Genomic DNA, 783 nt, shown 5'->3' on the forward strand with positions numbered 1-783 from the left:
CCGTGCACGCCGCCGCCCGGGTGCGCCGACGCCGAGGCCAGGTACAGGCCGGTCACCGGCGTCTCCGGCCGGCCGGTACCGGGCACCGGGCGGAAGATCAACTGTTGGTGCACCGCGGTGGTGCCCCCGTTGAGCGCGCCGCCCACCAGACTCTCGTCGAGTCGCTCCAGGACGGGCGGCGTCAGCACCCGGCGCGCCTTGATCCGATCGCGAAAACCCGGGGCGAACCGCTCCACCTGGGCCTCGATCCGATCCGCGTAGACCGCCGTCTCGCGCTCGTCCCACGTACCGGTCAGCGTGCCGTCGCCCAGGTCCTCGACGACGTGTTGGGGAACGTGCGAGTAGGCCCACGCCGACTCGGTCCCGGCCGGGGAACGGGTGGGGTCCGTCGTCGTCATCTGCCCCAACAGCGTGAACGGGTGGCGCGGCAGCCGACCGGTGGTGACCTGCATCGCGTGGTCGGACATCTCGTTCAGGTCCGCGGCCAGGTGCACCGTCCCCGCCGCGCCGCTCTCCGGGTCGGCCCACGGGATCGGCCCGTCCAGCGCCCAGTCCACCTTGACCGTCCCCAGGTCCCACTGGAAGCGCCGAATGTCGTCGCGCAGCCGCGTCGGCAGGTCGTCCCACGACACCAGACCGCCGTACAGGGCCGGCGCCGGCACGTCCGCCAGGATCGCCCGCCCCGCCCGCACCGCGTCCCCGTCGGCCGTGCGGACACCCAACGCGCGCCCCCCGCGCACGACCACGGAGGTCACCCGCGTACCGCAGCGCACGGTGCCGCCG

1 protein-coding gene is annotated in these 783 nt (G+C 74.5%); it reads right to left on the reverse strand.

The annotated features are described in order from the left end of the window. Window positions 1-783, reverse strand: a 783-nt coding sequence (locus tag GT354_RS13370; RefSeq protein WP_161356526.1) for an NAD(P)/FAD-dependent oxidoreductase, incomplete at both ends; no start/stop codon positions are given.

The organism is Streptomyces sp. SID3343, assembly GCF_009865215.1.
Lineage (GTDB): Bacteria > Actinomycetota > Actinomycetes > Streptomycetales > Streptomycetaceae > Embleya.